This window comes from Flavobacterium sp., from assembly GCF_044349645.1.
Lineage (GTDB): Bacteria > Bacteroidota > Bacteroidia > Flavobacteriales > Flavobacteriaceae > Flavobacterium.
In genome coordinates this window covers 22,942-33,180 of record NZ_JBIKQP010000024.1, presented here as the reverse complement: position 1 = coordinate 33,180, position 10,239 = coordinate 22,942, and the positions used below count along the sequence as shown (strand labels likewise).

7 protein-coding genes are annotated in these 10,239 nt (G+C 32.8%); 5 read left to right on the top strand and 2 right to left on the bottom strand.

The features are described 5' to 3' along the window. Positions 1–127 precede the first annotated feature (127 nt). The 3 genes from AC9UFV_RS06475 to pyrF all read left to right on the top strand — a co-directional run bounded on the left by AC9UFV_RS06475 (position 128) and on the right by pyrF (position 3,071). Positions 128–643: a DUF2892 domain-containing protein gene (locus AC9UFV_RS06475; protein ID WP_509574020.1), complete on the top strand. Its 516-nt coding sequence runs from the start codon at positions 128–130 to the stop codon at positions 641–643. 409 nt (positions 644–1,052) lie between these two features. Then, positions 1,053–2,129 (top strand): peptide chain release factor 1, encoded by a 1,077-nt coding sequence (gene prfA / locus AC9UFV_RS06470; RefSeq protein WP_509566167.1) that lies wholly within the window; start codon positions 1,053–1,055, stop codon positions 2,127–2,129. A gap of 129 nt (positions 2,130–2,258) precedes the next feature. After that, complete coding sequence (gene pyrF / locus AC9UFV_RS06465) at positions 2,259–3,071, top strand: orotidine-5'-phosphate decarboxylase (RefSeq protein ID WP_509574018.1); 813 nt, start codon at positions 2,259–2,261, stop codon at positions 3,069–3,071. Positions 3,072–3,073: 2 nt separating this feature from the next. On the opposite strand, the gene AC9UFV_RS06460 is transcribed toward pyrF, so the two are convergent. Next, positions 3,074–4,675: a family 16 glycosylhydrolase gene (locus tag AC9UFV_RS06460; RefSeq protein ID WP_509574016.1), complete on the bottom strand. Its 1,602-nt coding sequence runs from the start codon at positions 4,673–4,675 to the stop codon at positions 3,074–3,076. A 182-nt stretch (positions 4,676–4,857) separates the two neighbouring features. Here AC9UFV_RS06460 and AC9UFV_RS06455 point away from each other — a divergent pair, with 182 nt between their 5' ends. After that, entirely contained in the window at positions 4,858–5,640 is a 783-nt protein-coding gene (locus tag AC9UFV_RS06455) for an alpha/beta fold hydrolase (protein ID WP_509574014.1), read from the top strand. A 125-nt stretch (positions 5,641–5,765) separates the two neighbouring features. On the opposite strand, the gene AC9UFV_RS06450 is transcribed toward AC9UFV_RS06455, so the two are convergent. Further along, the gene (locus tag AC9UFV_RS06450; RefSeq protein WP_509574012.1) at positions 5,766–6,497 is read right to left on the bottom strand and encodes a DUF4197 domain-containing protein; all 732 of its coding nucleotides are present in this window, start codon (positions 6,495–6,497) and stop codon (positions 5,766–5,768) included. Positions 6,498–6,741: 244 nt separating this feature from the next. Between AC9UFV_RS06450 and AC9UFV_RS06445 the strand changes: the two genes are divergently transcribed. Continuing rightward, entirely contained in the window at positions 6,742–10,170 is a 3,429-nt protein-coding gene (locus AC9UFV_RS06445; RefSeq protein ID WP_509574010.1) for a methylmalonyl-CoA mutase family protein, read from the top strand. The last annotated feature ends 69 nt before the right edge of the window (positions 10,171–10,239 follow it).

Genomic DNA, 10,239 nt, shown 5'->3' with positions numbered 1-10,239 from the left:
TGGGTTTTTGATATCTATTTCTAAAACCGAGTGCAAATATACAAAGAGTTTTATTCTTTGCAAGTAGTTTTGTAAAAATATTTTAAATTCCTTTTACTATCTTTGCAAAAACAATTAATCATTTATTATGTTTCATAAAAACATCAAACTAATTTTAGCGACTCTTATAATAGGTTTAGGTATTTGGAGTTTTATTGACGGAGAAATCGGAAATGGTATTTTCTATATATTCTTATCTTTATTTCCAATTTTCTTATATTTTAAAAATGAGTATATTTTGCTGGCTTTTTTAAAGTTAAGAAAGCAAGATTTTCCAGGTGCTCAAAAATGGTTGGCCCGTATTAAAAATCCTGAAACTGCCTTAATTCGTAAGCAACAAGGTTATTATAATTACCTTCATGGTATTATGCTTTCGCAAACTAATTTAATTCAAGCGGAGAAGTATTTTAAGAAAGCAATCGAATTTGGATTGTCTATGGATATGGATTTAGCTGTAGCAAAATTAAATTTAGCTGGGGTTGCAATGTCAAGAAGAAGAAAATTAGAAGCTACTAATTTATTAAATGAAGCTAAGAAGCTAGACAAACAGAACATGCTTAAAGATCAAATTTCAATGATGAAAGAGCAAATGAAGAAAATGTAATTTTTACAATTACTCATAAAAAAAGGCTGTCCATTTCGACAGCCTTTTTTTATTCTGATTTAATTATATATTTCAATCAAAGTTTATAAATGCATTAAAAAGAGTTTTTTTAATTATATAGATTGATTTTAAGCAATATGTAAATCAATTTATTCTTTTTTATTTTTAAAATAGTAATTTATAATAATTTTTATCTTCTTGAAAATCTTAAAATTACGGGTTGAAACTTTTTAGAAATAATAATAATTTGTAACTCAAAAGTCCTAGCCCTGATGGAAGCGGCATCCCGCGCTTTTTAGCGTGGATATAGCGTACAGCAGGAAATAGCTCCAAAAAAATCATAAATTGAATGCTATATAGTATCAACTATTTTTTGTAAATTTGCGCACTTAAATAAGGAAAAAATAAAATGTTAGATAGACTTCAAATAGTAAAACAACGTTTCGATGAGATATCGGATTTGATTATTCAGCCCGATGTGATTAGCGATCAAAAGCGTTATGTACAATTGAATCAGGAATATAAAAGTTTGAAAGCCCTTGCTGATAAACGCAATGAATACATTGTGGTTTTGGGCAATATTGATGAAGCAAACGAAATTATTGCCGATGGAAGTGACGCCGATATGACTGAAATGGCGAAAATGCAATTGGAGGAAGCGAAAGAGAGATTGCCAATTTTGGAAGATGAAATAAAATTTTTATTAATTCCAAAAGATGCCGAAGATGCTAAAAATGTAATGGTGGAGATTAGAGCTGGAACGGGTGGTGATGAAGCGAGTATTTTTGCAGGTGATTTGTTTAGAATGTATACTAAATATTGTGAAAATAGAGGTTGGAGAACTTCTGTAGTTGATATTAACGAAGGAACTTCTGGTGGATTCAAAGAGGTTATTTTTGAAGTTACTGGCGAGGATGTTTACGGTACTTTAAAATTTGAGGCGGGAGTTCATCGTGTTCAGCGTGTGCCACAAACAGAAACCCAAGGTCGTGTGCATACTTCTGCAGCTACGGTTATGGTACTTCCAGAAGCCGAGGAGTTTGATGTACAAATTGATATGAATGATGTTCGAATTGATTTCTTCTGTTCGTCAGGACCTGGAGGGCAATCAGTAAATACTACAAAATCGGCTGTTCGACTAACGCACGTGCCAACAGGTTTGGTTGCGCAATGCCAGGATCAAAAATCGCAACATAAGAATAAAGACAAAGCGATGGACGTTTTACGTTCTAGACTATACGAACAAGAATTAGCTAAAAAACAAGCGGAAGATGCTACAAAGCGTTCGTCTCAGGTGAGTTCTGGAGACCGTTCGGCAAAAATTAGAACGTATAATTATTCCCAAGGTCGTGTAACTGATCACCGTGTGGGATTGACTTTATACGATTTAGGAAATATTATGAATGGTGATATTCAAAAAATTGTTGACGAATTACAATTGGTTAACAATATGGAGAAATTGAAGGAAGCTAGTGAAGTTTTTTAAGGGATAAAGAGAACTTGAACTATAGATAATCAACTAATATATGCCACTCTGAATTAAGTTTGGCATTTTTTATAAAACTTTGCGAACTTTGAAAAAAACTTTGCGAACTTTGCGATTAAACACAAAACAATGACTACACAACAACTAATTGACCAAATTAAAATCAAAAAATCCTTTCTTTGTGTTGGATTAGATGTTGATTTGAATAAAATCCCATCCCATTTATTAGAATTTGAAGATCCTATTTTCGAGTTTAATAAAGCAATAATTGATGCCACTCATGATTTAGCAGTTTCTTACAAACCAAATACTGCTTTTTATGAAGCTTATGGAATTAAAGGTTGGGTTTCTTTGCAAAAAACGATTCATTATATCAACGAAAAATATCCTGAAATCTTCACTATTGCTGATGCAAAACGTGGTGATATTGGAAATACCTCTTCAATGTATGCAAAAGCTTTCTTTGAAGATTTGAATTTTGATAGCGTAACGGTTGCACCCTACATGGGAAAAGATTCTGTGGAACCTTTCTTAGCATTTGAAAACAAACACACGATTATGTTGGCTTTAACATCAAACGAAGGCGCATTTGATTTTCAAACTCTAAATGCAGATGGAAAAGAATTGTACAAACAGGTATTGGAAACATCCAAAACTTGGAAAAACTCAGAAAACTTAATGTATGTTGTTGGTGCTACAAAAGCTGAATATTTTACAGAAATAAGGAAAATTGTTCCTGATAGTTTCTTACTAGTTCCAGGTGTTGGCGCTCAAGGAGGAAGCCTTTCTGAGGTTTGTAAATACGGAATGAATTCTAATGTTGGTCTACTTATAAATTCTTCGAGAGCAATTATTTATGCTTCAAACGGAGTTGATTTTGCCGAAAAGGCTAGGGAAGAAGCTTTGAAAATTCAATTAGAAATGGAAGCTATTTTAGAATAGTATTACTTCTTTATAAACTTGTAACTTTTTATTCCATCCTGAGAATTTACTTTTAAAATATAAATTCCACTCTGATAATTGGATATATTCAATGTTTTTTCTTCAGAATTTAATGTAAATTTTTCCAATTCTTGTCCCAATAAAGAACTTACTGAAATAATTGCACCTAAAAGATTTACATTTGATTTTAGCGTTATTTCATTTGTGGCAGGATTTGGAAATAAAACCAAATCATTTTCCTTCTCAAAATAATTATTTTCTAAAGCCGTTTGTTGGTAAACCCTTACATAATCGACTTCCATTGCCGATTGTACAAAACTAGCGGTTACACTTGGTTCAATCGCAACATTTAATAATATATATTGTTCCGCGTTAAATGGCCATGTAAATTGATTTTTGACAGGCGGATTATAAGTTAAATGATTAATTCCATCAACGCTAAAAGTTATTTTTTGTGCATCCCATTCTACTGCGTAAATATGGAAACTAGTTGATACGCCAGCTATATTTTGAGCATTTGATGTGTATTCACCGACTGATAAATTTCCATTTATTGGATGGTGAACGGCACTAGAAACTACATTTTGATTGGTACCCCAGTGTTCCATGATGTCAATTTCTCCGCATGCTGGCCAACTAGCAGTTCCAAATGAGCTTGTCCAATAACCTCCAGGCTCAATTATGTTTTTCCCAAGCATCCAAATTGCAGGCCATGTTCCAGCTCCTATAGGTAGTTTAGCACGGGCTTCTACACGACCGTATTTAAATGCAAATTTAGAATTTAATCGGGCAGAGGTAAATTGTTTGGTTTTACCTTGATCGGTAAATGTTTCTCTTTTTGCAACAATACTCAGAATTCCATTATTAACACTCGAATTGACTTGGCGATTAGTATAATGTTGAAGTTCTCCATTGTACCAGCTATTTCCATTCGGAAGTTGGGTTTGAGGAAACCATTTTGTAGTATTTATCCCTCCGTTAATATCAAATTCATCACTCCAAACTAATGTATTGAAAACGGATGCTGCGCCAGAATAATAAAAATCATCTATATAAGCAGTAACTTGTGATGTATTGTTTTCGCCATTAACTTGAATTAATACTCTATTAAAATCCGAGCGATTCATAGGATTTTGAGAAGTAGGATCTAGATTAATAAAATTGTCAGTTGCAAAATTAAAGGTAATTGTTTGCCATTGGTTTAATACAATTGGTTTAATTATTTCACATTGAGTTGCCCAAGGGGAAGTAATAGTCCCATTTTGTAGTTTTAACGAAACTTGATTGTTTTGATTTCCAGTAATTCCGCTTGAAGGAACATATATTTTTAATGTAAAAACGCTACTTGTATTTAAATTATAATTAAAACCAGCATCAAAACGAACATTCGCATATTGACCACCAATATCCGTATATTTTAAAACTCTAGCGGAAGTATTGATTCCATTTTGAAACGGATTTGCAAATGCGTTATCCATACCGCAGTTGTCACCAAACCATGTTGTTATGGTTGAATTTCCTTCAAAATTATCTTGAGATATTTGAGCTTGAGAAAATGAATTTATAGAATAAAATAAAACAAAAACGAAAATAAAATTGCGCATAAGCTGTTAAAAGTAAAATTGAATACTTAATCACAAAACTAATAAATATATTTGCTTTACCACTAAACCTAACCTATATTTAAACTATACATCCATTTTTTTTTGAATAGCATCTACTTGTTAATATCACACTATTGTTGAAATGTTTCATAGAATTAATCTATATTTACAAAAAAAATCAAATGATACATTTCACCGTTTATGAAAAAGACATAGATGCCCAATGGGTAACATTTGTTCATGGAGCGGGAGGAAGTTCATCCATTTGGTTCAAGCAAATTAGAGATTTTCAAAAGCATTATAACGTCTTATTGTTGGATTTAAGAGGTCATGGAAATTCTAACCAACAGATAAAAAAAGCATTCAAACAAAAATATACTTTTTCAGCTCTAGCCAATGATATCTTAGAAGTGTTAGATCACTTAAAAATTCAAAAATCTCATTTTGTAGGAATCTCTCTTGGTACAATTCTCATTCGCCAATTGGCCGAAATGCATCCTGATCGGGTTCAAAGTATGATTCTTGGGGGAGCAATTTTAAAGATGAATTTTAGATCGCAAATCTTAATGAGATTAGGAAATATCTTTAAATATATTTTACCCTATTTAGTATTATATAAATTCTTTGCTTTTGTAATTATGCCCAATAAAAATCATAAGCAATCCCGATTGTTATTCATTAATGAAGCCAAAAAATTATACCAAAAAGAGTTTATAAAATGGTTCAAGTTAACCGCTGAAATTAATCCTATTTTAAAGTGGTTTCGACAAGAGGAACTTAGTATTCCGACACTTTATATTATGGGTGAGGAAGATTATATGTTTCTGCCTTCAGTAAGAAAAGTAGTTGAAAAGCATTTTAAGTCTTCGCAACTATTTGTAGTTCAACAATGTGGACATGTGGTAAATATTGAACAACCAATGACTTTTAATTCTACTGTAATTTCATTTTTAAATAAGTTATAAAAAAAACCACTACCCGAAAGCAGTGGTTTAATTCCCTAAATAACTTAATTACTAATTTTAAACTATGTACAAAGATCTTCATGATTTGCAGTTTCAGAGTTAAAATACGGTTATCAATTTGTTATTTATTTTTTATCTTGCATTGCAAAAACGCTTTGTAACAAACTCGAAGTCCTCGATTTTAAATTTACCCGAATCTCTTTTTCCTCAATAGCAATCATCGTAAATACGCCCTTCATCGTTTGTTTGGTAACATAATCTTTCAAATCTGGATTTACTTTTTTTACTAATGGAATCGAATTGTATTTTGAAATCATTTGATTCCAGATTTTATCTGCATTTACTTTGTTCAATGAAGTCGCAATAACCGGACTAAATTTATCATATAGCGCGTTAGAAGTTGCAGTTTCTAAATAGGTTGTAGCTGCTTTTTCATTTCCCATCAAAATGCTTTTCGCATCATTAAAATTCATGTTTTTCACCGCATCCACAAATATCGGAGTCGCTTCTTTCACCGCATTTTCAGCAGCTCGATTCAATACCAATAATCCCTGATCAGCTAAATTTGACATCCCCAAACTGCGCAAAGTTCTATCCACTTTCTGCAATTCTTCTGGCAATACTATCTTAACCAACTCATTTTTGTAAAAACCGTCCTCAGCAGTCAATTTAGAAACTTGCTTCGTAACTCCATTGTTCAAGGCCTCTTTTAATCCAGCATTTATATCTGTTAAACTACTGATTTTAGGTGCATTGTTTGCTTTTGGAATTTTACTTTCCGCCAATTTTTTTAAATCACCAAATTGTGCGAAACTGACAATTGGCAAAAATAATAAGGAAATTAATACTTTTTTCATGAATTTTTTTTTTTAAAATCTGTGCAAACTCCGTACCAATTTTATTTGGAGCAATTTCCTGCTATCCGCTATATCCACGCAAGGGCGTGGGATGTCGCTGCTATCAGGGCTAGGGTTCACGATAATTTTGAAATTTAATTTATTTATAAAAATTCAATTGTCATTAAGTGCGTTTTTTTCTATTATTCATAAATTATTTTTAAAAAACTCGTAAATTGCACGTTCTAAATTATCACATTCACAAATGGTAGATCAAAAACCTTATATCCCTGTTCATAAAGTTCGAATTGTAACTGCTGCCTCTCTTTTTGACGGTCACGATGCCGCAATAAACATCATGAGAAGAATTATTCAATCTACTGGTGTTGAAGTAATTCATTTGGGTCACGATAGAAGCGTTGAAGAAGTTGTAAATACAGCAATTCAAGAAGATGCTAACGCAATTGCTATAACTTCCTACCAAGGTGGTCACAACGAATATTTCAAATACATGTTCGATTTGCTTAAGCAAAAAGGTGCAGGACACATAAAGATTTTTGGTGGTGGAGGAGGAGTAATTCTGCCTTCTGAAATTGCAGAGTTGCAGGCCTACGGAATAACCAGAATTTATTCTCCTGACGATGGACGTGCACTAGGATTACAAGGAATGATTAATGATTTAGTTCAAAAATCTGATTTTGCTATTGGTGATACAATTAACGATGAAACCAATTATTTGGAAGAAAAAAATCCAAAAGCGATTGCAAGATTAATTTCTTCAGCGGAGAATTTCCCTGAAGTAGCAAAACCATATTTGGAGCAAATCCAACTCAAAAATAAAAATTCAAAAACACCAGTTCTTGGAATTACAGGAACAGGTGGTTCAGGAAAATCATCATTGGTAGACGAATTAGTTCGTCGATTTCTAATCGATTTTCCAGAAAAAACCATCGGATTAATTTCTGTGGACCCTTCAAAAAGAAAAACGGGTGGTGCTTTATTAGGCGATAGAATTAGAATGAATGCAATTAATAATCCTCGTGTTTATATGCGTTCATTAGCTACACGCCAATCTAATTTAGCACTTTCTAAATACGTTGCTGATGCTATTCAAGTATTAAAAGCGGCCAATTATGATATTATTATTCTTGAAACTTCAGGAATCGGTCAATCGGATACTGAAATCATGGATCATTCTGATGTTTCACTTTACGTTATGACACCAGAATTTGGTGCTGCCACACAATTGGAAAAAATTGACATGCTTGATTTTGCCGATTTAGTAGCTTTAAATAAATTCGACAAACGCGGTGCCCTAGACGCTCTTCGAGATGTTAAAAAGCAGTACCAACGAAATCATAATCTTTGGGATGTAAACCCTGATGAAATGCCTGTATTTGGAACTATCGCTTCTCAATTTAACGATCCTGGAATGAATACACTCTACAAATCTATTATGGATAAAATTGTAGAAAAAACGAACAGTGATTTAAAATCTACTTTTAAAATCACTCGAGAAATGAGTGAAAAAATATTCGTAATTCCTCCACACAGAACTCGTTATTTGTCTGAAATCGCTGAAAATAATCGTAAATACGATGATACGGCTATTGGTCAACAAAAAGTAGCTCAAAAATTATATGGTATTTTTAAAACGATAGAAAGTATTTCAGGAGTTGAACCGATTCTTTCTAAATCTGGTTTAGAAGTTTCTAATTCTAACAATCAAAATCAAGACGATAAAGTATTGATTTCTTTATTGTTAAACCAATTTGAGAAAATCAAAATGGATTTAGATCCTTACAATTGGGAGATCATTTTGAATTGGAATTCTAAAATTGCAAAATATAAAAATCCAATTTACACTTTTAAAGTTCGTGATAAAGAAATTAATATTGCTACACATACAGAAAGTTTGTCACACACTCAAATTCCTAAAATTGCCTTGCCAAAATATGAAGCTTGGGGTGATTTATTAAGATGGAATTTACAAGAAAATGTTCCTGGAGAATTTCCATTTACTGCAGGTTTATATCCTTTTAAAAGAGAAGGTGAGGATCCATCTAGAATGTTTGCTGGTGAAGGTGGACCAGAACGAACCAATAAAAGGTTTCATTATGTAAGTGCTGGATTACCTGCAAAACGACTTTCTACGGCTTTTGATAGCGTGACTTTATATGGAAACGATCCCCATATTCGACCTGATATTTATGGTAAAATTGGAAATGCAGGAGTTTCTATTTGTTGTTTAGACGACGCTAAAAAGTTGTATTCGGGTTTCGATTTAGTTCATGCATTAACTTCGGTGAGTATGACAATAAATGGGCCAGCTCCAATGTTATTAGGATTTTTTATGAATGCCGCTATCGATCAACAATGCGAAATTTACATAACGGAAAATGGATTAGAAAAAGAAGTTGAAAGTAAAATAGCAGCTATTTATAAGCTAAAAGGTACCACAAGACCTCAATATCAAGGGAGTTTGCCTGAAGGAAATAATGGTTTGGGACTAATGCTTTTAGGTGTTACTGGTGATTTGGTTTTACCAGAATCGGTGTATAATGAAATTAAGGCAAAAACACTTTCACAAGTTCGTGGAACGGTTCAAGCAGATATATTAAAAGAAGATCAAGCTCAAAACACCTGTATATTTTCAACTGAGTTCGCCCTCCGATTAATGGGTGACGTTCAAGAATATTTTATTAAAAACAAAGTCAGAAATTTTTATTCTGTTTCTATTTCTGGATATCATATTGCGGAAGCAGGTGCAAATCCAATTTCCCAATTGGCATTTACACTTTCAAATGGGTTCACTTACGTAGAATATTATTTGAGTCGTGGAATGGACATCAATGATTTCGGACCAAATTTATCTTTCTTTTTCTCCAATGGAATTGATCCTGAATACTCTGTTATAGGGCGTGTAGCTAGAAAAATTTGGGCGAAAGCCATGAAATACAAATATGGTGCAAATGAAAGAGCTCAAATGTTGAAATATCACATTCAAACATCAGGTCGTTCTTTACATGCTCAGGAAATTGATTTTAATGATATTCGAACTACATTACAAGCTTTATATGCCATTTACGATAACTGTAATTCGTTGCATACGAATGCTTATGACGAAGCAATTACAACTCCAACAGAAGAATCTGTTCGTCGAGCTATGGCAATTCAGCTGATTATTAATAAAGAATTGGGATTAGCCAAAAATGAAAATCCAATTCAAGGTGCCTTCATTATTGAAGAATTAACCGATTTGGTAGAAGCTGCAGTTTTAGAAGAATTTGATAGAATTACTGAGCGTGGAGGAGTGCTTGGAGCTATGGAAACCATGTACCAACGTTCAAAAATTCAAGAGGAAAGTTTGTATTATGAAACTTTAAAACACACTGGTGAATTCCCAATTATCGGAGTAAATACTTTCCTAAGTTCTAAAGGATCACCTACGATCATTCCTGCGGAAGTTATTCGCGCGACTGAAGAAGAAAAACAATATCAAATTGACATGTTGAACAATTTACATGAAACGAATGGCGATAAAGTGAATCAATACTTGAACAGTTTACAAGAAGCAGCCATTAAAAATAAAAACTTGTTTGCTCACTTAATGGAAGCCACTAAAATTTGTTCTTTAGGACAAATTACAAGTGCTTTATTTCAAGTTGGCGGTCAGTATAGACGCAATATGTAAAACAGAATGATTTTTTACAATACAAAAAGTGGTTGTATCACTTATCCCGCTTTTTAGCGGGATTTTTTT

Bases quoted from the DNA above. Each gene is read 5' to 3' on its own strand.
- AC9UFV_RS06475 (WP_509574020.1), top strand. From the start codon at position 128: ATGTTTCATAAAAACATCAAACTAATTTTAGCGACTCTTATAATAGGT.
- prfA (WP_509566167.1), top strand. From the start codon at position 1,053: ATGTTAGATAGACTTCAAATAGTAAAACAACGTTTCGATGAGATATCG.
- pyrF (WP_509574018.1), top strand. From the start codon at position 2,259: ATGACTACACAACAACTAATTGACCAAATTAAAATCAAAAAATCCTTT.
- AC9UFV_RS06460 (WP_509574016.1), bottom strand. From the start codon at position 4,675: ATGCGCAATTTTATTTTCGTTTTTGTTTTATTTTATTCTATAAATTCA.
- AC9UFV_RS06455 (WP_509574014.1), top strand. From the start codon at position 4,858: ATGATACATTTCACCGTTTATGAAAAAGACATAGATGCCCAATGGGTA.
- AC9UFV_RS06450 (WP_509574012.1), bottom strand. From the start codon at position 6,497: ATGAAAAAAGTATTAATTTCCTTATTATTTTTGCCAATTGTCAGTTTC.
- AC9UFV_RS06445 (WP_509574010.1), top strand. From the start codon at position 6,742: ATGGTAGATCAAAAACCTTATATCCCTGTTCATAAAGTTCGAATTGTA.